Below are 21341 nucleotides of genomic sequence, written 5' to 3'. Positions count from 1 at the left end.
GCGAGCCGCGCGGTGTCACACCGCCGGTCCCGAGGACATCGCGGGCGGCGCCGTCCTGAGGTGGTCGGCGCCCGAACGCACCGCCCAGAAGAACACGGCGCCCGCGAGGGCGGCCACCGCCAGGGAGTCGTACGGCGCGGGGAGCCGCCCGGAGCCGCCGAACGTCCCGAGCCACGACAGCAGCGTCAGTACGGCCAGATGCAGCACCAGCCAGGCGCCGTGGCGCAGTTCCTCCCGGACCGGCGCCCCGTCCGCGCCACGGCGCTGCAGCAGGAACAGCGGAACACCGGCCAGCACCAGGGGCAGTGCGAGCCGCAGATCGTGCCAGCCCGACCAGTAGACGAACTCGGTGGCCACCACGAAGCCGACGGGAGCGATCCAGCGCACACCGGGCACCTGCCCCTCGGCCCGCGGTACGCCCCGCTCCCGGTCGTGTGCCCGGAACGCGGCCACGGCCACCGCCGAGGCCGCGTAGATGAGCAGATACATGTCCCCCATCACGCTCACGATGTCCTGCCAGCCACCGAACGGCAGCATGAAGACCACGATGACCACGAGGTTGAGCACCAGGGCCCGGTGAGCCATCCCGGACCGGGGGTCGATCCGCATGAAGAAGCGCGGCAGCAGCCCGTTCTTGGCCAGGGCGTAGGTGTGCCGCGCGTCGATGGCCACTCCCACATAGGCCGAACCGCCGGGTGAGACCACCGCGTCCGCGTAGAGCAGGGTGGCCAGCCAGTGCAGGTTGAGCACCAGCGCGAGCTGCCCGAAGGGCGACTCGAAGTTGACGCCCTGCCAGCCGTGGGCCAGCAGGGACTCCGGCACCGCGTAGAGGAACGCCAACTGGAGCCCGAGGTAGACCAGGACGGCGAGGCCGATCCCGGTGAGCACCGCGGCCGGTACGGTGCGCCGCGGGTTGCGGGCCTCGCCGGAGAAGTCCAGCGGGGCCTGGAAGCCGTTGACGGAGTACACGATGCCGCCACCGGCGAGCGCGGTCAGACACGCCGCGTAGCCGTAGGGCGCGAAGCCGCCGTGGTCGGTCAGGCGTCCGCCGTGGGTGCCGGAGAGGAACAGCGCGACGATGGTGACGACGGGCACGACCACCTTGAACACCGACACCAGGTTGTTCATCCGGGCGAATATCCGCACCGCGAACCAGTTGAGCGCCGTCAGCAGCACGCTCAGCGCGACGGCCACGCCGAGGCCCGAGGCGGTGAGCCTGCCATGGTCGTACAGGCCCGGTACGTAATGGGCGGCGTACTGCATGATGGCGCTGATCTCGGCCGCCGTGCCGCCCACCGACAGCACCACGGACCAGCCGATCATCGTGCCGACCAGCCGTCCGCTCGCGTACAGCGGCCAGCGCACGGTACCGCCGCCCTCCGGGCGGGTGGCCCCCAGCTCCACCATGACCAGAGCGATCAGTGCGCACAGCACACCCGCCGCCACCCAGGACAGCAGGGCGGCGGGCCCGGCCTCCTGGGCCGCGTACATGGCCGCGAACAGCCAGCCGGAGCCGAGGATGTTGGAGAAGCCGATCGCGGTCAGTCCCCAGAAGCCGAGGTCCTTCTGGAGTCTGCGCTCCTCGGCGAGGACCGCCGGGGCGTCGAGGGACTCCTCCGCCGGCTGGTGCTGCGGCACGTGGTACATCTCCTCGGGTGGTGCGGAACTTGCGCGTGCCCAGCGTGCCACGCCACCGCCCGGGGCCGGGCCGCACGGGCCCGGTCCCCGGTGTCACACCGCCGTCGGCCGACCTGCCAGTCATGCACCTGTCATACGTAGGTGTAGAACCGGGTGTGGTCCAGCATGTCGGCCGGGGTGACGTCGTTCCACGGCTTCATGGTGTCGTTCAGGGCGACGACGTTCGTGGTGCCGGTGGTCGGCAGATATCCCGACCGGGGGTGCAGCCGCTGCCAGTCGGCCCACAGCTTGTCGATGAAACAGTGGTGCAGCCAGAACACCGGATCGTTGGGGGACGCCCCGGTGGTCATCTGGCCGCCGACCCAGACGTGCACCCGGTTGTGCAGATTGGGGCCGCGCCAGCCCTCCACGTTGTTGCGGAAACTGTCGGAGGAGCTGTTCCAGGGAGCGGCGTCGTAGGTGGTCATGGCGAGCACCCGGTCCACATCGGCGCGGGTGGGCAGATCGCGGACCCCGGCGCCGAGCGCACGGCGCAGGAAGGTCCGGCCGTCCACGCGTATGTTCATCGGCCACTTGCCGCTGCCGAAGGCGAACTGCCCGCTGGTCACCCGGCCGTCACCGCTGCGTCCGTCGCCGCCGAGGAAGTCCTCGGCCCACAGCGAGCTGCGGGGCGAACGGTCCACGGTCCAGTCCCAGTAGGGCAGCGTGACCGACGGGGTGATGCTCTGCAGCGCCTCCTCGAACTGCAGCAGGAACTTGCGGTGCCAGGGCAGGAAGGACGGCGAACGGTGGCCGGTCCGCTCCCCGTTGTCGGTGTCGGAGATGATGAAGGCGTTGTGGGTGCTGATGAACTCGTCGTAGCGGCCGGTGCGCTTGAGCTCCAGCACGGCGTCGACGAAGTCGCGCTTCTCGGTGGCGGTGAGGTTCGCCTGGTTCTTCCGGACTGCCATGGGTCGGGGACTCCTCGGGAGGTGGGGGGATACCGGCCGGTGGACCTCAGCCGGTCACCACGGGGACCAGGTCGGCGCCGTTGAGTTCGCGTACGGCCGCGCGGGCCACGCCCCGCGGCGAGGTGAACGTCTCGTAGTGGTTCACCACACTCACCCAGCTGCCGTTCGCGTTCTCCATGACGTGCAGGTCGTCGTTGTCGATCCGGACGACGAACCCCATGCCCTCGTGCGGATCGTCATGGCCGCCGTGACCGCCGTGGCCGCCCTCCTCCGGCCAGCCCTCGATATGGCGGCCCTCGTACATCTCGTCGAAGGGCTCGGGCATCTCGTGGCCCGCGGGTTCATGTGCCCTCGTGTGGTCCTTGTCGGCGGCGGGACGGGCGTGGGCGGCCGGGGCGGCGGCCACGGCCGCCGGTCCGGCGAGCACCGCTCCGGCCAGGCCCGCCGCACCGCGGTGCAGTACCAGGCGCCGGGAGGGACGCGACATGGGTCGACTCCTGTCTTTCGGCTTCGTTGGGGGTCGGGGCCGTGATCAGGCCCGCGCCGCCACATGCTGGCAGGGCCGAACGGATCATCAAGTCGAGGTGGTTCTCGGAGCAACGAACGAGACAACCGCCCTCGGAAGGTGCAGTGTTCAACGGCGGATGATCACAGCGGCCCTCGTCACCCGCCGTTACGGAACAGGATATTCCGCGTTCTGGGATCGTTCCCGACCGCTGATCCTTTTGCTGCGCCGTGGTAACCGTGAATCAGCCCACGGCCATAACTCGGCGCAATCACAGGGGCTTTCGGACACCAGTGGGTTTGCCCCCGCACACCCCGGCAAGGGTTCCTCACGGGGACGACACCCGCACCCGGCCGTGCCACGGCGGTGGCGCGCGTCCTCAAACACATGGACACCCTGTCCGACGGGCCACCGTCACTGGCCGGAAGCCCGGTCACCCAGGTGCTGACCGGGCGGCAGCAGGGGGTCGCCGAAACACAGCGACAGCTGATTGCGCGAAGTGATACCCAGCTTCGGGAACACCTTGTACAGGTGGTAGCCGACGGTCCGTGGGCTGAGGCAGAGCCGGGCCGCGATCTCCCCGTTGGTCATCCCCGGGGCGGCCAGCCGCGCGACCCGGAGCTCGCGCGCGGTGAGCAGCATGTCCGGTGCGGGCGACCCGGACGGAGAGGACGGCGGTGCCACCTCCCCGGACACCACCGAGGCGGGCCGGGCGGCCCGGATCCCCGTCCCTCGCACCCCCGCCGCCCGGAGCTCGGCGTGGGCCAGCTCGGCCCACGGGACGGGGTCTCCCTCCTGCACGCCACCTTCGACCTTCCCGCCGACGGGCACCCCGGGGCGCTGGACGTGACACGGCGTTCCGCCCGCCACCTCGGCTTCGGGCACGGTCCGCATATCTGCCTCGGTGCCCAACTCGCCCGGCTCCAGCTGCGGACAGCCCTGGAGGAGCTGGTGGCGGCGTGTCCCGGACTGTCCCCGGACGCGGACCCGGCCGCCCTGCGCTGGCGGCCCCCGGAAGCCATCGTCCGCGGTCCGACGGCCCTCCCGGTGTCCTGGTAGCCGCCGGGGCGTGACCGGCGGGCGTCGATCCATCGGCTCGGACACGGTCTCGGAGGTGCCACGGAGATGGGAGAACGCGGCGTCCTCACACCCCGGGCGCGGGGCGCACGGCGATGCCGTTGCGCTCCAGGAGCGCCGCGGTGACCCCGTCGCCCGGCGTCAGCTCCCCGGTGAACGAGCCGTCGTGAACCGCGCCCCGGCCGCACGACGGGCTGCGCGGCATCAGCAGGGCCTCGGCGCAGCCGCTCCGCCGGGCCGCCTCGAGGGCGCGGTGCGCGCCGTCCACGAACGCGGCGGTGACATCGCGGCCGGTGTCCTCGACGACCCGTGCCGTACCGTCCAGGACGGCGTGGCCGTCGCCGCCCACCAGCTCGGCGGGGCGCCGCGGGGTGGCGAGCCCGCCCGCCACCTCCGGGCAGAAGGACACCACCTCGTGGCCGGCCACCGCCTCGTCCAGGGCGGACACCGCCTTGTGGCCCCCGTCGTACCGGCAGGGCACTCCGCGCAGACACGCGCTGACCAGGATTGCCGTCATTCCGCCAAGGCTAGCCGGGACCGGCCGGACCTGGGCAGTATGGCCCCGGAAAACGCGGCCACCAGCGCGGTCGTCCGCGCGTGGAGCGGCCGCGCCGCACCGTGGAAGGAATCGACGAGATCATGTGCTTCACCCCGCCCCGCGCACGGACCGCTCCGGCCGGGGCGACCCGATGACCGCGGCCGATGACGCGCAGGTGCTCCTGCGCACCGAAGGACACACGGCCCATCTGATCCTCAACCGCCCGAGCGCCCTCAACGCCCTGACCCACTCCATGGTGCGTCGGATCGACGGGGCGCTGACCGCCTGGGAACGGGATCCGGCGGTGGAGACGGTGGTCATCACCGGTGCGGGCGAGCGCGGACTGTGCGCGGGCGGGGATGTGGTGGCCGTCCACGCGGACGCCCGTGCCGGGGGAACGGCGTCGGCGGACTTCTGGGCCGACGAGTACCGGCTCAATGCCCGGATCGCCCGTTTCCCCAAGCCGTATGTGGCGGTCATGGACGGCATCGTGATGGGCGGCGGGGTGGGGATCTCGGCGCACGGAAGCGTGCGGATCGTCACCGAGCGCTCCCGGGTCGCCATGCCCGAGACCGGTATCGGCTTCGTCCCCGATGTCGGCGGCACCCATCTGCTCGGCCGCGCCCCCGGTGAGCTCGGTACGCATCTGGCGCTGACGGGCCGGGCGGTGGGCGCGGGCGACGCGCTGCTGTGCGGGCTCGCCGACCACTTCGTACCGTCGGAGCGGGTGCCCGCACTGCTGGCGGACCTCGCCCGATCCTCGGTGGCCGAGGTGCTGCCGCGTTACGCGCGGCAGGCGCCGCCCGGTGAACTGGCCGCCCAGCGCGGGTGGATCGACGACGCGTACGCGGGCGGCACCGTGGAGGAGATCGTGGACCGGCTGCACGCCCTGCCCGGGGCCGCGGCGAAGGAGGCCGCCGAAACCCTGCTGTCCCGGTCCCCCACCGCGCTGAAGGTGACGCTGGCGGCGCTCCGCCGGGCCCGGTCCCTGGGTTCGCTGGAACGGGTGCTGGAGCAGGAGTACCGCGTCTCGTGTGCCGCGCTGTCCAGTCCGGACCTGGTGGAGGGGATCCGCGCCCAGCTGGTCGACAAGGACCGCAGGCCGCGGTGGTCCCCCGCCACCCTCGCCGAGGTGACGGACGAGGACGTGGCCGCGTTCTTCGCACCGCTGGGCGACCGCGAGCTGGGGCTCACGGCCACCGGCTCGCGGTAGCGGACCCGGCGCGGCGGCATCCGCCGTGCGCGCGGACGCCGGCCTCGCGCACGGCGGGCCGGCCCTCACCGCGGTGGGCGGATGTCCCGGCGGCGGACGGCGTCTCCGCCGCCCAGCTCGTCCAGTACCTCGGCCAGCAGTGCCCGGTGCTCGGCGAGCCGCCGGTCGCCGAAGCGGGCGGCCAGCTGTTCGTCGAGTGCCGCCCGCGCCGTGCGGGCGGCATTCACCGCGGCGTGACCGCGGTCGGTCAACCGGACCCGGCGGACCCGGGCGTCACGGTCGTCGGGGACGCGCTCCGCGTAGCCGAGGCGCTCGAGCTCGGCGACGGCCTTCGAGGCCCCCTGCTGGGTCATGTCCAACGCGGTGGCGAGTTCGCCGACGGTCGGCCGGTCGTCGATGAGGTGCTGGAAGACGTAGCCGTGGGAGAACCGCGCATCACCGAAGCCCTCGGCGGCCATCCGCTCCTGGATCAGATCGGAGGCGGCGAGGCCCACGAAGAGCGCGAGGGAGGCGGTGTCGAGCTGCTGGGGTTCCACGGGCTGCGGCATACCGATATTCTCTATTTGACAACCTCGGTTGTGCAACTATGGTTGTCGATATGACCGGAATACCGCAGCACCCCAATGTCGACATCGCCTTGCGCTACCACGAGGCGGTGTCCCGCTTCGCCGGCGGCGAGGAGCTCGCCGCGTTCCTCCACCCGGACATGGTTCACCACGAACTGCCGAACGCCCTGTTCCCCGAGGGTGCGGTACGCGATGTGGCAGGCATGGACGCGGCGGCCGAGGCAGGCCGCCGCGTGCTCCGCGAGCAGAGCTTCGAGGTGATCGGCGCGGTCGCCTCGGACGACCAGGTAGCCCTGGAGGTCCGCTGGACCGGAACCCTCGCGGTGTCCCGCGGCGACCTCCCGGCGGGCCACGTCCTGCGGGCCCACATCGCCACCTTCATCGACTTCCGCGACGGAAAGATCGCAGGCCAGCGCAACTACGACTGCTACGAGCCGCTGGCCCCCGCACCCGCCGCCTGACCCCGGCCCCGCCCCGGCCCTCAGACGGTTTCGTCGAGGTCCTGGGCGTAGTGGGCGATGGCCCTCCGGTACCTCTGCACCGACGGGTCGTCGCTGGTCTCGGCGAGCAGGGTGAGCAACAGCCGCATGGCGTCGTGGTGGTCGCCGGTGTTGTACAGGACCATCGCCAGGAAGGTCCGGAACGCGCCGTCGTCCGGGTACTCCGCCGCGCCCCGGCGCAGGGTGTCCACCGCCTCGGCGTACCGGCCGAGCACCCGGAAGGTGCTGCCGAGCCCGAGCAGCGCGCCACGTCGGTCCTCGTCCGACAGACCCGGCCCGCTGAGGCCGCGCTCGTAGAAGGGAACGGCCTCGGCCTCCAGACCGAGCAGGTCGTGGGCCCAGGCCGTCTGGTACGCGATCTCGGCGTCATCGGGGTACGCGGCGGCCAGCGCCACCAGCTCCCGCCGCGCCCGTTCGTGTTCGCCCCGCGTACGCAACCGGACGGCCTCGGCCAGCAGTTCGTCCCGGTTCCCCTTGTTCGCGCTCATGGCGGACATCCTCGCAGCCCCCGCCGGCCTGGCGCTCAGCCGGGGGCGTCGGCGGTGAAGCGGCGCACATAGCGTCGCTGCCACGGTGTCTCGACGGCGTGCCGGTCGTAGTGCCGCCGTACGAAAGCCACCGCCTCGGCGGGCGGAACACCGTCGAGTACGGCGACGCAGGCCAGGGCGGTGCCCGTACGGCCCCGGCCGCCTCCGCAGGCGACCTCGACCCGTTCATGCTCCGCACGCCGCCACACCTCCCTGAACAGGGCCCCGGCGCGGTCCCGGTCGCGGGGGAGCCGGAAGTCCGGCCAGCGGAGCCAGTCGGACTCCCAGGCCACTTCCGGGGGTTGCGCGCCCAGCAGATACACCGCGTAGGCGGGCCGCGGCCCGTCCGGCAGGGGGTTGCGCAGCCCCCGCCCGCGCACCTGACGGCCGGAGGGCAGCCGGAGGATCCCGGGGGCTCCGGGGTCCCACGGCGCGTCCGCCTCCTCCTGCCCGTGGCCCGGGTGTCCGTGGTCGGACCCGCTCGACGGCATCGTGTCCCCCTGACGCGCTCGTGTGCTCTTCGATGGGCTGTGTGCTGTGGTGTGCAACGTATCCGAAGACCCGCCGCGTCACCCCTGGTTCCGGCCCGTCCGGCCGCGCAGCGCGGCGCCGAGTGCCGCGATGCCCTCCACGATGTCGCCCGGCGGGGACGCCGCGTAGCCGAGGACGATCCCGGGTCGCCCGGGCCGCTGGCCGTACCAGGACAGCGGATGCGCCTTGACCCCCCGCGCGAACGCCGCCGCGGCGAGGGCGACATCGTCCACCCCGGGCGCGAGGGTGACGGTGAGGTGCAGTCCGGCCGCCGCCCCGTGGACCACCGTGCCGGGCAGCTGATCGGCGATGGCCTTGATCATCACGTCCCTGCGCTGTACATGGCGGCGGCGCAGCAGCCGCAATTGGCGCTCCAGCTCTCCGGAGTCCAGCAGTTCGGCCAGGACGAGCTGGGGCAGTACCGCGTTGCCGAGGTCGCTGTTGCGTTTGGCCAGGGCGAGGTCGTCGCGGTAGCGCGTGGGGGCGAGCAGCCAGCCCAGCCGCAGGGCGGGGGCGAGGAGCTTGGAGATGGATCCGGTGTAGAAGACGTGTTCCGGGAGGGCGGCGCGCAGCGCCGAGACGGGAGGGCGGTCGTACCGGTGCTCGGCGTCGTAGTCGTCCTCGATGATGAGCCCACCGTCCTCGGCCCACCGTGACAGCTGTCGGCGCCGCTCGCCGTGGAGCACCACCCCGGTGGGGAACTGGTGCGCGGGGGTGAGCACGACCGCCTTCGCCCCGGTGGCGCGCAACTCCTCGACACATACGCCGTCGCCGTCCACCCGGACCGGGGGTGTGTCCATGCCCCAGTAGCCCAGGTGCTGGCGGATGCCCAGCGAGCAGGGGTCCTCGACGGCGATACCGGTGATGCCGTCCTGGCGCAGCACATGGGCGATCAGGGACAGCGCCTGGGAGACGCCGGCCACGATCATCACGTCGTCCGCGTCGACGCGGATCCCCCGGTTGAGCGCCAGCCACCGGGCGATGGACCGGCGGACGGCCGGCGCGCCGCTCGGATCGCTGTAGCCGAACGCGGACGGCTCCAGGGTGTTCAGCACGGCGCGTTCGGCGCGGAGCCAGGCCGCGCGAGGAAAGGCGGCCAGGTCCGGCAGACCGGGTGAGAGGTCGATGCGCGCGGGTGTGGTGCGCAGGCGGTCGAAGATGTCCGCGCCGGGCGGGGCGTGGCCGAACAGCGCCGACGAGGACGGTGGACCGGCCGGCGGCGGTTCGGGGCGGGGCAGCGCCGGGGCGGAGACCACGGTGGTGCCGCCGCGGCCGTTGCCGGTGACATGGCCCGCTTCGGCCAGCCGCTGATAGGCGTCGGTGACGACCCCGCGGGAGACACCGAGGTCGGCGGCCAGCCGCCGGCTCGCGGGCAGGGTGCTGCCCACCGGGAGGCGGCCGTCCGCGATGGCCAGGCGCAGCCGTCCGGCCAGCCACTGGGTCCGGCCCCGGGCGGGGGCGTCGCCGATGTCGAGTTGCAGGAAGTCGGCACCCGGCTCTTTGGACCTGTTGTCCGGGCCTTCTTTGGCTCTCCTCACCGGACCATTGTCTCAGGCAGGGTGGCCGTATGAGCATCGCCTTCCTCCTCACCACCCTCATCGTGGTGGCCACTCCGGGCACGGGGGTCGTCTACACCCTGTCGGCCGGGCTCTCGCACGGACGGCGGGCCAGTGTCGCGGCCGCGTTCGGCTGCACGCTCGGCACCGTTCCGCACGCGGTGGCCACCCTGCTGGGCCTGGCGGCCACGCTGCACACGAACGCGGTGGCGTTCCAGGTGCTGAAGTACCTCGGCGTGGCCTATCTGCTGTACATGGCGTGGGCCACGCTGAGGGATCGTCAGTCGGCCGCCGTGCCGGAGGGATCCGGGCCGCGGTCCAGTGGCCGGGTGATCTCCTCCGCGGTTCTGATCAACCTGCTCAACCCCAAGCTGACCATGTTCTTCGTCGCCTTCCTCCCCCAGTTCGTGGCCGCCGACGACCCTCGGGCGCTGCCCCGGATGGCGATGCTCAGTGGTGTTTTCATGCTGGCCACGTTCATGGTCTTCGCCGGGTACGGCGCCTTCGCCGCGGCGGTCCGCGATCAGGTGATCGCCCGCCCGAAGGTGCTGGCCTGGATCCGGCGGCTGTTCGCCGGGTCGTTCGTCGGTCTGAGTCTCAAGCTGGCCCTGGTCAACCCCTAAGGACATCCATGCGTTTCCTGTACTCCCCCGCGCTGTGGACCGAGCATCCCGAGCTGGTCTCCGGGGCCGTCCACGTCACCGGGATCACGGCCGATGCCGACCCCGGCGCGCTCGCCACGGCGGTCGCGCGGCACACCGCCGTCGCGCGGACGCGGCTCCTGGACGGAACGGAGGGTGAGTTCGCCGAAATCCAGGCGTGGCGGCGGGCGTTCACCCGGATGGGGGTGAAACCCACGCAGTACCGGAACGCGGCGGAGGCGCTGCTGCGGCGCTACCGCAAGGAGGGGTCGCTGCCGTCGGTCCATCCGCTGGTGGATCTGTGCAACGCCGTCTCGGTCGCGTACGCCATCCCGGTCGGGGTGTTCGATCTGGGGTGCGTCACCGGCCCGTTGGAGGTCCGGCACGCCGTGGGCGATGAGCTGTTCCTGTCGTTCTCCGGCCGTACGGAACATCCGGACCCCGGGGAGGTGATCTTCGTCGATGGCTCGGGCCGCGCCCATGCGCGGCGCTGGACCCACCGGCAGAGCGGTCACTCCGTCGTCCGTGACACCACGGCTTCGGCCCTGATCGTCGCCGAGGCGCTGCACGACAGCGCTCCCGCGGATGTCGGCAAGCTCATCGCCACGGTGACCGCCGAACTGGCGGACCTCTGGCGGGTGACACCCACGTCGGTGATCCTCACCCCGTCCGGTGGCCCGGCCGATCTGCCGGACCGAGTGGCGCGCCCCGCCCCTCGGACCGCCGGGGAAACGGGGTGAGATCCGGTTCGACCCAGCCGGTGCGGGCGCTCGGGGCCGCGAGCGTGGCGGACCGGTAGAACCGGGTGAGCAGCCGCTTGTCGAGCAGTGCCGGATTGCGCTCGGCGAAGGTGTCGAAGTCCTCGGTCGGGGTGGTGGCCGTGTGGTGGCCCACCAGCTCGACCCAGGCCCGGCTGACGGTGGCGTGGTACTTCTGCGGCGCACCGGCGTAACGGGCGGTGCGCCGGATGCCGTCGCTGACCAGGTCCACCGCGGCCACCACCCCGTGGCGCCGGACGGCGAGCCAGGTGAGGTGGATGTGCTGGCGATGGCCGAAGTGTTCGGCACCGGCCATCACCTCGCCCATCAACGCGTCGAACGCGGAGGCGGAGGCGGAGGCGGAGGCGGAGGCGGATCGGTCGGTGGTCATGACGACTCCTCGGTGAGGGCCCGCAGGACGGTGTGGAAGCCGGTGACCGCCTCGGGCGGCAGCGCACCGAGCGCGCGCTCCTCCAGCTCGGCCAGGGTCCGCCGGATGGTGGCGGCCGCGAGGCGGCCGGAGTCGGTGAGCTCGACGACCACGGACCGGCGGTCCCCGGCACGCGGGCCCCGGGTGATGTGCCCACGGCGTTCGAGCCGGTCCAGCACGCTGGTCAGCGTGGTGGGACGGCTGCCCACGGCGGCGCCCAGCTGCGACACCGTGCGCCCCCGCCCGTCGGCGAGGTTCGCCAGCGCGTTGATCTCCGAAGCGGTCAGGTCGAGGTCGGCCAGCTCCGCGGCGAGCACCTGGAGCGTGGCATGGGTGGCGCGCTGCAGGGCGAGCAGCGCCGAGGGTTCCATGGGTACGGATTCCGACTTCACGATTTCGGATATTACGATTTCGTAGTACTGCCCGCAAGCCGTTTACCACCGCCTCTCCTTCCGCTCGTCAGTAGCCTGCACGGATGACATGGCACGATCGCGCGGCGGGCGCGGTGGTCGGATCCGCGGTGGGCGACGCACTGGGCGCCCCGTTCGAATTCGGTCCGGCCGGAGTGTTCTCGGCGCGGTTCCCCGGATACGGGGCCGGTGGCGAGATGTGCGGAGGGGGCGGCTGGGATCCCGGTGAGGCCACGGACGACACACAGATGGCGGTGTTGGTCGGGGAGTCACTGGTCGAGCACGGCGGGCTGGACCTGCCGGACGTGTTCGCCCGCTTCCAGCGGTGGGCGGTGTCCGAGCCGAAGGACATCGGCCTCCAGACGGAGGACGTGCTGACCAACGGGTTGCCATGGGACGCGGCCGCCACCGAACACTTCCGGGTCAACACGCGGGCGGCGGGCAACGGCGCGCTGATGCGGGCGGCCACGTCCGCGGTCCGCTTCGCACGTGACGGCCGGCGGGCCACCATGGACACGGCACGCCGAATCACGGCCCTCACCCATGGCGACCGTGCCGCCTGGGAAGGCACCGCCGTCTTCCACGAGCTGGTGCGGCGGGCGCTGCACGGCGGCGATCCGCTCGCCGCCCTTCCGGGCGTCCTGGACCTGGTGCATCCCGGGCACCGGGAGCGCTACGCCACCGTGCTCGCCCCCGATTGGCATCCCGGCCTGGCCACCGAGTTCAACGGAGCCGTCTGGCCCTGCCTCGGCTCGGCCGTCTGGGCGCTGCGCACCACCGGTGGCTACGAGGAGGCGGTACGTGCCGCGATCGACCTCGGCGGGGACACCGACACCGTCGCGGCCGTCACCGGAGGACTCGCCGGTGCCCGCTACGGCATGGACGCGATTCCGGTGCGCTGGACCGGGCCGCTGCACGTACCGCTGCCGGGGTCCGGGGGCCGGGTGCTCCGGCTGCCGGACCTCCTCGACCTCACACACCGCCTCGTGGCCACCGGGGGTGGGTGAGGAGCGGAGTCGGACGGTGCCGGAGTCAGGGGCGCCGGTGTGCGGCCGCCTCCTCGGGGGTGCCGGCCGCGCCCCGGGTGGCGAGGAAGTGCTGGGCATCGTCCGTCAGATGGTCCTCCACCTCGGGCAGAGCGGACACGATCGCCACCAGTTCGCCGGCGAGGTCGGGGAGCACGGCCCAGACACCGGGGTCGCAGCGCAGCACGACGGAGAGCAGGTCGCCCGCGTAGTAGCGGGCCTCGGCCAGCGGCTCGTCCCGCAGCACCTCGAGCGCCAGGGGCAGCAGGAAGGGCAGACCGACGTTCTGGGCGATCAGGGTGCGCAGGTCCTCGACGGTGAGCGCGCCCAGCTTGCGGTGGCGCAGCGCGTGCACGGTCCGCACCAGGCCCGTGGCGTCGTCCGGGGCGTCCGGCCAGCGGACGCCGTCCAGCTCTTCCAGGGTGCGGTCACGGTGGAGGAGTCGGCTCATCGTGGCAGGGTACCGCCCGGTGTCAGTCGAAGATGACGGTGCGGTTGCCGTGCAGCAGCACCCGCCCCTGGCAGTGCCAGTTGACGGCGCGGGCCAGGGCCAGCCGTTCGGCGTCGCGGCCCACCGTGACCAGGTCGTCCGGGGTGGCACGGTGGTCCACCCGGATCACCTCCTGCTCGATGATCGGCCCTTCGTCGAGGTCGGCCGTGACGTAGTGGGCGGTGGCGCCCACGAACTTCACCCCGCGCCGGTACGCCTGGTGGTAGGGCTTGGCACCGGCGAAGCTCGGCAGGAAGGAGTGGTGGATGTTGATCGCGCGTCCCTCCAGCCGCTTGCACAGATCGTCCGAGAGCACCTGCATATAGCGGGCCAGGACCACCAGGTCGGCCCGGTGTTCCTCGATCAGCTCCAGCAGCCGGGCCTCGGCCCGCGGCTTGGTGTCGGGGGTGACCGGCACATGTGCGTAGGGCACACCGGCGGCCTCCGCGGTCCCCGCGAGGTCCGGATGGTTGGACACCACCAGTACCAGTTCCGCGTCCAGGGCACCACTGCGCCAGCGGTAGAGCAGATCCGCCAGACAGTGGTCGAACCGGGACACCATCACCAGCACCCGGGGCCTGGCCCCGGCGTCCCACAGCTGCCACTCCATGCCGAAGGACGCCGCCACCGGGGCGAAGGCGGTGTGCAGCCGGTCCAGGGTGAGGTCCGCGTCCTGCGCGGTGAACGCGGTGCGCAGGAAGACGGTTCCGTGCCCGGTGTCGTCGTACTGCTGGTGTTCGGTGATGTCACAGCCGTGCCGCACCAGGAACGAGGTCACGGCGTGGACGACGCCGGGGCGTTCGGAGCAGGTGAGGGTGAGCAGATAGCGGCCGCTCATAGGTCCCCCCGGTATTCCGTGCAGGCGTCGACCAGCCAGCTCGCCAGGTAACCGGCGAAGGACGAACGGACCAGCAGCCAGGCGCTGGACGCCGCCACTCCCCTGACCACGAGTGTCACCCCGGCCTGGGCGAGCAGGGTGGTGAGACAGGAGCCGACCGGGGTCACCCGCGGGTCCAGGTCGAGGGCGCAGCCGCGGGCCAGCACCTCCCGGGTGAGCCGGCCGGAGAGGGCGAGGGTGGTGCGCTGGGCGGAGACATCGGTGACGGTGGCGAACGCGTCACCGATCGCCGCGCGCAGCCGTGCCACCAGGTCGTCGCTCCGGTCGGGCGGTGCCACCAGCAGCCATTCGCCGGGGCCCAGCCACAGGGCCTTCACCTCCCCGGACATATCCGCGCGCGAGGGACCGGGCAGGGCGGTCCCCAGGGCGTCCTCGACGGCGCGGGCGGCCGGGCTGCCGGGTTCCACCCGCAGCGAGAGCTGCGTCAGGAAGGGGATCTCCCTGATGGCCAGGCCCTCGGGCAGCCGGTCGAAGGTGTTCTGCCACCCGTCCAGCGGGCTGGAGCGTACGGGCGTCTCAACCGTCACGGCGAGCTCCCTCCTGGTCGAAGAGCACGGGCTCGGACACGGTCACCGGTACGGTCTCGCCGTCCAGCGGGACGTAGAGGGTCTCGCCGATCCGCCGGGTGCCCGAGCGCACCAGCGCCAGGGCGAAGGTCCGGCCCAGGGCGTCGCTGCGGTAGCTGGAGGTGATGTGTCCGAGCATGGGCACCGGTGGTGCGGGGACGGTGCTGGTGGCGATGATCTGGGCGCCTTCCGGCAGCAGCCGCCGCTCGTCGGCGGGCAGCAGTGCCACCAGCTCCTTGCGGTCGGTGCGCTGATTCTCCGGCCGGGCGAAGGAGCGCTTGCCCACGAAGTCGGCCTTCTTCCTGGACACCACCCAGGACATACCGAGGTCCTGCGGGGTGACGGTGCCGTCGGTGTCCTGACCGATGATGGGGTACGCCTTCTCGGCGCGCAGCACGTGCATGGTCTCGGTGCCGTAGGTGGTCAGGCCGAACGGGGCGCCCGCCGCGTACAGCGCCCGCCACACCGCGAGGCCGTCCCACGCGGGCACGTTGATCTCGTAGGCGAGTTCACCGGAGAAGCTGATCCGGCAGACGCGGGCCGCGGCGCCGGCCACGGTGGTGTCGCGCCAGGACATGAACGGGAAGGCGTCGTTGCCGGCGTCGAGTCCGGGGGCGACCGAGGCCAGGACGTCCCGGGAGCGCGGCCCGACCAGGGGGATGGTCACCCAGTGTTCGGTGACGGAGGTGAGGTGCACCCGCAGCTCCGGCCACTCGGTCTGGAGCCACTCCTCCATCCACTCCAGCACCCTGGCGGCGTTCCCGGTGGTGGTGGTCAGGAGGAACTCCTCCTCCGCCACCCGGATCACGGTGCCGTCGTCCATGGCCATACCGTCGACCCCGCACATCACGCCGTAGCGGATCCGGCCGGGCTTGAGGGTGCTCATCAGGTTGGTGTAGAGCCGGTCCAGCAGCATCCCGGCGTCCGGACCCTGGACATTGATCTTCCCGAGGGTCGAACCGTCCATCATGGCCACGCCCTCGCGCGCCGCCCGGCATTCGCGCAGTACGGCCTCGTCCATCGTCTCCCCCTCACGGGGGTAGTACCAGGGGCGCTTCCACTGGCCGACGTCCTCGAACAGCGCGCCGTGCTCGATGTGCCAGGGGTGCAGCGCGGTGACGCGGACGGGGTCGAACAGCTCACCCCGGTTGCGCCCGGCGAAGGCGGCGAAGGCCACCGGCACGGCGGGCGGGCGGAATCGGGTGGTGCCCAGGTCGGCGATGTCCACGCCCAGGGCCTCGGCGACGATCCCGGAGGTCATCACACCCGAGGTACGGCCCTGGTCATGGGCGGTGCCGATGGTGGTGTAGCGCTTGACGTGCTCGACCGACCGCAGCCCGGCACCGGTGGCCCGCAGCACATCCGTCACCAGGGCGTCGCGCTGGAGGTCGACGAACTGGTGGGAGCCGTCGGGTGTGTCCTGCGGACCGGGCACCCGCCACAGCACCCGGCCGGGCGCGGCGGCCGGGGTGGCGGCCACCGCGGGGAGCGGGGCCGGGGACACGGAGCGCTCCAGCGCCGCCAGCGCGAGCGCGGCGGCGTCCACCCCGTCGGCCAGACATCCGGCGAGGGTGGTGGTGCCCCGGGCCGAACCGGCGGTCCGCACGGTCGGCAGCGCGCCCGCGGGGACGAACGCGCCCGGCTCCGGGTCGTACACCAACGGGCCACCGGCCTGGCTGAACAGGGCGACGGCCGGGTTCCAGCCGCCGCAGACCAGCAGCAGATCGCAGTCGACGCCCTGGCGTTCGCCCAGTGCGCCGTCGGTGAAGGGAGCGACATGGGCGCGGGAGATCCGGTCGATCCCGCTGGTGCCCGTCACCACATGGCCGGGGCGCACCTCGATACCGCGCTCGGCGCAGGCGGCCAGCAGATGCGCGGCCACGCTCTCGCGCGCATCGATGACCGCGGCGATGCGCATCCCGGCGTCCGCCAGGTCCAGGGCGGCGCGGTAGGCGGAGTCGTCGGTGGTGAACACCACGGCCCGCCGCCCGGCCAGCACACCGAAGCGGCCCAGGTAGGTGCGGGCGGAACCGGCGAGCATGATGCCGGGGCGGTCGTTGTCGTCGAAGGCCACGGGCCGCTCGTAGGCCCCGGTGGCGTAGACGACCTGACGGGCCCGGATCCGCCAGATCCGCTGTCGCGACACATGCGCGGGCGCGGCGGCGCCGAGGTGGTCGGTGCGCTTCTCCAGGGCGAGCACCAGACCGTCGTCGTAGTGGCCGAACGCGGTGGTGCGGCTGAGCACCGTGACGTCGGGGCAGGCGGCCAGCTCGTCGATGACGGCCGTGGCCCAGGCGGTCGCCGGGGCTCCGTCCAGGGTCTCCGCCCCGCCGAGCAGCGAACCGCCGGGGAGCGGCAGTTCGTCCACCAGGACCACCCGGGCGCCGGAGCGGGCGGCGGTGAGCGCCGCGGTGAGTCCGGCCGGTCCGGCACCGACGACCAGGACGTCGCAGTGCGCGTGCAGGGTGTCGTAGCGGGCCGGGTCCGGCTGGTCGCTCAGCCTGCCCTGACCGCCCAGGCCCCGCGCGACCAGCCCCTCGTAGAGCTCCACGGTGGTGGCGGTGAGCATCGGTTCGGGGAACGGCTCCTCGATCTGGACCAGCGCGTTGGGCTCCTCCACCCCGGCGGCCATGATGCCGCGGGGCCGGCCGTACTTGATGCCGGTGGCCACCCGGTGCACCCCGTTCGCCAGCAGCGCGGAGGCGAGAGTGTCCCCCGGGTGTCCGGTGTACCTCACACCGTCGAAGACGAAGGACAGGGTGGTGCCGCGGTCGATGTGGCCGTGGTCCGTGGTGCGGTACGTGTCGCTCATGAGGTGGCCTCCTGGCCCTGCCGCGGCTGTGCGCCGGGGGCGGTGCGGTGGGTGGCGGGGGCGGTGCCGGGGACCGGCGGGGGCGGGTCACCCACGCGGTAGACCGCGAGGAACTCATGGGTGACCGTGTCACGCAGGGCGTTGAACCAGCGGCGGCATCCGGCGGCGTGTGCCCACCGCTCCGCGAACGGGCCCTTGGGGTTGTCGCGGAAGAACACGTACCGGGCCCACTGCTCGTCGTCCAGGGCGTGGGGGTCCTCGGGGTGGGCGACGTGTGCCTGTCCGCCGTAGTGGAACTCGGCCTCCTCGCGCGCGCCGCACCAGGGGCACTCGATGAGCTGCATGGAATCTCCTCGATCCGGCGGTCGTCAGTGGGCGACGGCGGCGGCGCCGTGTTCGTCGATCAGGGCGCCGGTGGTGAACCGGGACAGGGTGAAGGGCGCGTTGTAGGGGTGGGGTTCACCGGTGGCGACGGTGTGCGCGAAACACCAGCCGACCCCCGGGGTGGCCTTGAAACCTCCGGTGCCCCAGCCGCAGTTGAGGTAGAGGTCGCGGACCGGGGTCAGTCCGACGATGGGTGAGGCGTCCGGGGTGACGTCCACGATCCCGGCCCAGGTGCGCAGCATGTGGGCGCGGGCGAACACGGGGAAGAGTTCGAGCGCCGCGGCCATCTGGCGTTCGATGATGTGGAAGGCACCGCGCTGGCCGTAGCCGTTGTAGGAGTCGATGCCCGCGCCCATGACGAGTTCGCCCTTGTGCGCCTGGGAGACGTAGACGTGCACCGCGTTGGACATCACGACCGTGGGGTGCACCGGCTCCAGGAGTTCGGAGACCAGCGCCTGCAGCGGATGGCTCTGCAACGGCAGTCGCAGCCCGGCCATGGCCCCGAGCACCGAGGAGTGTCCGGCGGCGGCGAGCGCCACCTTCCCGGCGGCGATCCGGCCGCGGGTGGTGCGCACGCCCGTCACCCGGCCGTCGCTGATGTCGATGCCGGTGACCTCGCAGTCCTGGATGAGGTCGATGCCCAGGTCGCTGGCGCGGCGGGCGAACCCCCAGGCCACGTAGTCGTGTTTGGCGATACCGGCGCGGGGCTGGTACGTGGCGCCGTGCACCGGGTAGCGGACGTCGGAGGAGACATTGACGATCGGGCAGACCTTGGCCACCTCGTCGGGCTCCAGCCATTCGGCGTCGATGCCGTTGAGCTGGTTGGCGTGGACCCGGCGCCTGCTGTCCCGTACGTCCTGGAGGCTGTGCGCGAGGTTGAGCACTCCGCGCTGGCTGAAGAGGATGGGGTAGTCGAGCTCCTCCTCCAGGGTCTCCCACAGCTTCAGGGAGTGTTCGTAGATGCCGGAGCTCTCGTCCCAGAGGTAGTTGGAACGGATGATGGTGGTGTTGCGGGCCATGTTGCCACCGGCCAGCCAGCCCTTCTCCAGCACGGCGATGTTGGTGATGCCGTGGTTCTTCGCCAGGTAGTAGGCGGTGGCCAGACCGTGTCCGCCGCCCCCGACGACCACCACGTCGTAGGAGGGTTTGGGGTCGGGGTTGCGCCACAGGAAGTCCGGATGGTCGGGCAGCACGTCCCCGGGGGGGTGCGGGGTGTTCGCGTACATCGTCACGCGGCGGCCTCCTGGGCGGAGTAGAGCGGGAAGCGGTCGGCGAGGACCTGGACCCGCTTGCGCAGCGCGGCGGACACCCGCGCGTCGAAGCCGGGCAGGAACGCGGTGGCGATGATGTCGGCCACCTCGTGGAACTCCGCCGCGCCGAAGCCGCGGGCGGCGAGCGCCGGAGTGCCGATCCGTACTCCGGAGCTGATCATCGGCGGACGGGGGTCGAAGGGCACGGCGTTGCGGTTGACGGTGATGCCCACCTGGTGCAGCCGGTCCTCGGCCTGCTGCCCGTCCAGTGCGGAGTGGCGCAGGTCCACCAGGACCAGATGTACATCCGTGCCACCGGTCAGCACGCTCACCCCGGCGGCCCTGGTGTCCTCGGCCAGCAGCCGCGCGGCGAGGATCGAGGCGCCTTCCAGGGTGCGCCGCTGGCGTTCGGCGAACTCGGGCCGGGCAGCCATCCCGAACGCGACCGCCTTGGCCGCGATGACATGCTCCAGCGGACCGCCCTGCTGACCGGGGAAGACCGCCGAGTTGATCTTCTTGGCCAGCTCCCGGGTGGAGAGGATCACTCCGCCGCGCGGACCGCCGAGTGTCTTGTGGGTCGTGGTGGTCACCACATGGGCGTGCGGCACGGGCGAGGGGTGCAGTCCCGCCGCCACCAGGCCCGCGAAGTGGGCCATGTCCACCATCAGATGGGCGCCGACCTCGTCCGCGACGGCACGGAAGGCGGCGAAGTCCAGGTGGCGCGGATACGCGGACCACCCGGCCACGATCAGTTTCGGCCGGTGTTCCCGGGCCAGCTCGCGGACCCGCTCCATGTCGACGCGGTGGTCGTCCTCATCCACCTGGTAGGCGGCCACCCGGTACAGCCGCCCGGAGAAGTTGATCCGCATCCCGTGGGTGAGATGGCCGCCGTGCGCCAGGTCGAGTCCCAGGATGGTGTCGCCGGGCTCCAGCAGCGCCGCCATGACGGCCGCGTTGGCCTGCGCGCCCGAATGCGGCTGCACATTGGCCGCCTCGGCGCCGAACAGCTCCTTCACCCGCTCGATCGCGAGCCGTTCGATGACGTCCACGTGCTCGCAGCCGCCGTAGTAACGGCGGCCGGGGTAGCCCTCGGCATATTTGTTGGTGAGCACCGAGCCCTGTGCCTGCATCACGGCGAGCGGGGCGAAGTTCTCGCTGGCGATCATCTCCAGCGTCCCGCGCTGGCGGGCCAGCTCCGCCCCGATCGCGGCGTGGACCTCGGGGTCGGCGTCATGGAGCGGTTCGGAGAGCGCCGCGGAGCGAGCCGCTCGCCGGTCGGGGGTGGCGGCAGTCATGAGAACTCCCTCGGTGACCGAAGAGAAGTGCGACTGATATATCAGTTGGCTGTTGAGGTACCGTAGGAGTGCGCTTCCGGGTACGTCAAGGGAGGGATCCGGGTGACTTCATCAGCCGACGAGGGCCAGACCGGCCAGAGCCTGGCCGACCGCGCCTACCAGGCGATTTCCGAGCGTCTGGTCACCCTGGGCATCCGGCCCGGCGAGCCCGTCAACGACGAGCGGATCGCCGCCGAGCTCGGCTTCGGCCGCACCCCGGTGCGGGAGGCGCTCAAGCGTCTGGAGACCGAGCGGCTGATCGTCGCCTACCCCCGCCGCGGCACCTTCGCCACCGAGGTCCAGATCGCCGACCTCGGCCATATCTCCGAGGTCCGCCAGCAGCTCGAACCGCTCGCCGCCGCCCTCGCGGCCGAGCGCGCCACCGAGCGGGACCGCGCCGGACTGGGCGAGCTGCTGACCCGGCTGGAGAACGAGAGCCACGCCACGGACGGCGGCGCGGATCTGATCCGGCTGGACATGACCGTCCACCGGGCGCTCTACGCCACCACCTACAACCCGTACCTCCAGGACACCCTGATCCGCTACGACAACCTGGCCACCCGCATCTGGTGCCTGTTCATCGACCGGCTGCCGGGGCTGGCCGGACACGTACGCGAGCACGGCCCGCTGCTGCGCGCCGTCATCGACGGCGATCCGCAGAAGGCCGCCGCCCTCGCCGCCGGCCATGTGGAAGGGTTCGAAACGGCCATCCGCGGGATCATCTGACCCCGCGGACGCACCG

General features: G+C 72.2%; 25 protein-coding genes. 7 read left to right on the top strand and 18 right to left on the bottom strand.

Features of this window, described 5'->3' with window-relative positions:
- Positions 1-15: 15 nt before the first annotated feature.
- The 4 genes from AC07FT_RS07275 to AC07FT_RS07260 form a co-directional block, all read right to left on the bottom strand.
- Positions 16-1647: an APC family permease gene (locus AC07FT_RS07275; RefSeq protein WP_479174685.1), complete on the bottom strand. Its 1632-nt coding sequence runs from the start codon at positions 1645-1647 to the stop codon at positions 16-18.
- Positions 1648-1769: 122 nt separating this feature from the next.
- Positions 1770-2588: a tyrosinase MelC2 gene (gene melC2, locus AC07FT_RS07270; protein ID WP_479174683.1), complete on the bottom strand. Its 819-nt coding sequence runs from the start codon at positions 2586-2588 to the stop codon at positions 1770-1772.
- Positions 2589-2634: 46 nt separating this feature from the next.
- Positions 2635-3075 carry an apotyrosinase chaperone MelC1 gene (melC1, locus tag AC07FT_RS07265; RefSeq protein WP_479174681.1) on the bottom strand — a complete coding sequence of 147 codons (441 nt, stop codon included), beginning with the start codon at positions 3073-3075 and terminating at the stop codon, positions 2635-2637.
- A 432-nt stretch (positions 3076-3507) separates the two neighbouring features.
- Positions 3508-3831 carry a helix-turn-helix domain-containing protein gene (locus tag AC07FT_RS07260; protein ID WP_479174679.1) on the bottom strand — a complete coding sequence of 108 codons (324 nt, stop codon included), beginning with the start codon at positions 3829-3831 and terminating at the stop codon, positions 3508-3510.
- A gap of 21 nt (positions 3832-3852) precedes the next feature.
- Here AC07FT_RS07260 and AC07FT_RS07255 point away from each other — a divergent pair, with 21 nt between their 5' ends.
- Entirely contained in the window at positions 3853-4152 is a 300-nt protein-coding gene (locus AC07FT_RS07255; RefSeq protein WP_479174677.1) for a cytochrome P450, read from the top strand.
- Positions 4153-4237: 85 nt separating this feature from the next.
- On the opposite strand, the gene AC07FT_RS07250 is transcribed toward AC07FT_RS07255, so the two are convergent.
- Complete coding sequence (locus AC07FT_RS07250) at positions 4238-4687, bottom strand: 2-thiouracil desulfurase family protein (protein WP_479174675.1); 450 nt, start codon at positions 4685-4687, stop codon at positions 4238-4240.
- A gap of 172 nt (positions 4688-4859) precedes the next feature.
- On the opposite strand from AC07FT_RS07250, the gene AC07FT_RS07245 reads away from it, so the two are divergent.
- Positions 4860-5921 carry an enoyl-CoA hydratase/isomerase family protein gene (locus AC07FT_RS07245; protein ID WP_479175189.1) on the top strand — a complete coding sequence of 354 codons (1062 nt, stop codon included), beginning with the start codon at positions 4860-4862 and terminating at the stop codon, positions 5919-5921.
- Between the two features lie 65 nt (positions 5922-5986).
- On the opposite strand, the gene AC07FT_RS07240 is transcribed toward AC07FT_RS07245, so the two are convergent.
- Positions 5987-6469 carry a MarR family winged helix-turn-helix transcriptional regulator gene (locus tag AC07FT_RS07240; RefSeq protein WP_479174673.1) on the bottom strand — a complete coding sequence of 161 codons (483 nt, stop codon included), beginning with the start codon at positions 6467-6469 and terminating at the stop codon, positions 5987-5989.
- 50 nt (positions 6470-6519) lie between these two features.
- On the opposite strand from AC07FT_RS07240, the gene AC07FT_RS07235 reads away from it, so the two are divergent.
- Entirely contained in the window at positions 6520-6948 is a 429-nt protein-coding gene (locus tag AC07FT_RS07235; RefSeq protein WP_471200535.1) for a nuclear transport factor 2 family protein, read from the top strand.
- 20 nt (positions 6949-6968) lie between these two features.
- Here the strand turns inward: AC07FT_RS07235 and AC07FT_RS07230 are convergent, their stop codons facing one another.
- The 3 genes from AC07FT_RS07230 to pdxR form a co-directional block, all read right to left on the bottom strand.
- On the bottom strand, positions 6969-7475 hold the full coding sequence (locus tag AC07FT_RS07230; RefSeq protein ID WP_479174671.1) for a tetratricopeptide repeat protein: 507 nt from the start codon (positions 7473-7475) through the stop codon (positions 6969-6971).
- A 35-nt stretch (positions 7476-7510) separates the two neighbouring features.
- On the bottom strand, positions 7511-8005 hold the full coding sequence (locus tag AC07FT_RS07225; protein ID WP_479174669.1) for a protein-tyrosine phosphatase family protein: 495 nt from the start codon (positions 8003-8005) through the stop codon (positions 7511-7513).
- Between the two features lie 78 nt (positions 8006-8083).
- Entirely contained in the window at positions 8084-9583 is a 1500-nt protein-coding gene (gene pdxR, locus AC07FT_RS07220; RefSeq protein ID WP_479174667.1) for a MocR-like pyridoxine biosynthesis transcription factor PdxR, read from the bottom strand.
- Positions 9584-9612: 29 nt separating this feature from the next.
- On the opposite strand from pdxR, the gene AC07FT_RS07215 reads away from it, so the two are divergent.
- Both AC07FT_RS07215 and AC07FT_RS07210 read left to right on the top strand, forming a co-directional pair.
- Positions 9613-10224: a LysE family translocator gene (locus AC07FT_RS07215; RefSeq protein WP_479174665.1), complete on the top strand. Its 612-nt coding sequence runs from the start codon at positions 9613-9615 to the stop codon at positions 10222-10224.
- Between the two features lie 8 nt (positions 10225-10232).
- Positions 10233-10982 carry a B3/B4 domain-containing protein gene (locus AC07FT_RS07210; protein ID WP_479174663.1) on the top strand — a complete coding sequence of 250 codons (750 nt, stop codon included), beginning with the start codon at positions 10233-10235 and terminating at the stop codon, positions 10980-10982.
- Here AC07FT_RS07210 and AC07FT_RS07205 read toward each other — a convergent pair.
- Positions 10903-11391 (bottom strand): hypothetical protein, encoded by a 489-nt coding sequence (locus AC07FT_RS07205; RefSeq protein WP_479174661.1) that lies wholly within the window; start codon positions 11389-11391, stop codon positions 10903-10905. The two genes, AC07FT_RS07210 and AC07FT_RS07205, sit on opposite strands and share 80 nt — an antisense overlap.
- Positions 11388-11822: a MarR family winged helix-turn-helix transcriptional regulator gene (locus AC07FT_RS07200; protein ID WP_479174659.1), complete on the bottom strand. Its 435-nt coding sequence runs from the start codon at positions 11820-11822 to the stop codon at positions 11388-11390. Before AC07FT_RS07200 ends, AC07FT_RS07205 begins: the two co-directional genes overlap by 4 nt.
- Positions 11823-11905: 83 nt before the next feature.
- Between AC07FT_RS07200 and AC07FT_RS07195 the strand changes: the two genes are divergently transcribed.
- Positions 11906-12847, top strand: a complete 942-nt coding sequence (locus AC07FT_RS07195) for an ADP-ribosylglycohydrolase family protein (RefSeq protein ID WP_479174658.1) — start codon at positions 11906-11908, stop codon at positions 12845-12847.
- 25 nt (positions 12848-12872) lie between these two features.
- On the opposite strand, the gene AC07FT_RS07190 is transcribed toward AC07FT_RS07195, so the two are convergent.
- From AC07FT_RS07190 to glyA, 7 genes are read right to left on the bottom strand one after another with little or no spacing between them, the layout of a single operon-like run.
- Entirely contained in the window at positions 12873-13316 is a 444-nt protein-coding gene (locus tag AC07FT_RS07190) for a contact-dependent growth inhibition system immunity protein (RefSeq protein ID WP_479174657.1), read from the bottom strand.
- 22 nt (positions 13317-13338) lie between these two features.
- A complete protein-coding gene (purU, locus tag AC07FT_RS07185; protein ID WP_479174655.1) occupies positions 13339-14193 on the bottom strand; it encodes a formyltetrahydrofolate deformylase in 855 nt (284 codons plus the stop codon).
- The gene (locus AC07FT_RS07180) at positions 14190-14780 is read right to left on the bottom strand and encodes a sarcosine oxidase subunit gamma (RefSeq protein WP_479174653.1); all 591 of its coding nucleotides are present in this window, start codon (positions 14778-14780) and stop codon (positions 14190-14192) included. Before AC07FT_RS07180 ends, purU begins: the two co-directional genes overlap by 4 nt.
- Positions 14770-17631: a 2Fe-2S iron-sulfur cluster-binding protein gene (locus AC07FT_RS07175; RefSeq protein ID WP_479174651.1), complete on the bottom strand. Its 2862-nt coding sequence runs from the start codon at positions 17629-17631 to the stop codon at positions 14770-14772. The genes AC07FT_RS07180 and AC07FT_RS07175 overlap by 11 nt, the downstream gene beginning before the upstream one ends.
- Positions 17628-17975 carry a sarcosine oxidase subunit delta gene (locus AC07FT_RS07170; RefSeq protein WP_374215386.1) on the bottom strand — a complete coding sequence of 116 codons (348 nt, stop codon included), beginning with the start codon at positions 17973-17975 and terminating at the stop codon, positions 17628-17630. Before AC07FT_RS07170 ends, AC07FT_RS07175 begins: the two co-directional genes overlap by 4 nt.
- A gap of 24 nt (positions 17976-17999) precedes the next feature.
- The gene (locus AC07FT_RS07165; RefSeq protein WP_479175188.1) at positions 18000-19241 is read right to left on the bottom strand and encodes a sarcosine oxidase subunit beta family protein; all 1242 of its coding nucleotides are present in this window, start codon (positions 19239-19241) and stop codon (positions 18000-18002) included.
- Between the two features lie 2 nt (positions 19242-19243).
- Positions 19244-20560, bottom strand: a complete 1317-nt coding sequence (glyA, locus tag AC07FT_RS07160; protein ID WP_479174648.1) for a serine hydroxymethyltransferase — start codon at positions 20558-20560, stop codon at positions 19244-19246.
- Between the two features lie 102 nt (positions 20561-20662).
- Between glyA and AC07FT_RS07155 the strand changes: the two genes are divergently transcribed.
- The gene (locus AC07FT_RS07155; RefSeq protein ID WP_479174647.1) at positions 20663-21325 is read left to right on the top strand and encodes a GntR family transcriptional regulator; all 663 of its coding nucleotides are present in this window, start codon (positions 20663-20665) and stop codon (positions 21323-21325) included.
- The last annotated feature ends 16 nt before the right edge of the window (positions 21326-21341 follow it).

It is taken from the genome of Streptomyces sp. NPDC045899 (assembly GCF_056431485.1).
The sequence above is the reverse complement of the archived record's forward strand: the minus strand, read 5'-3'. Positions and strand labels throughout refer to the sequence as shown.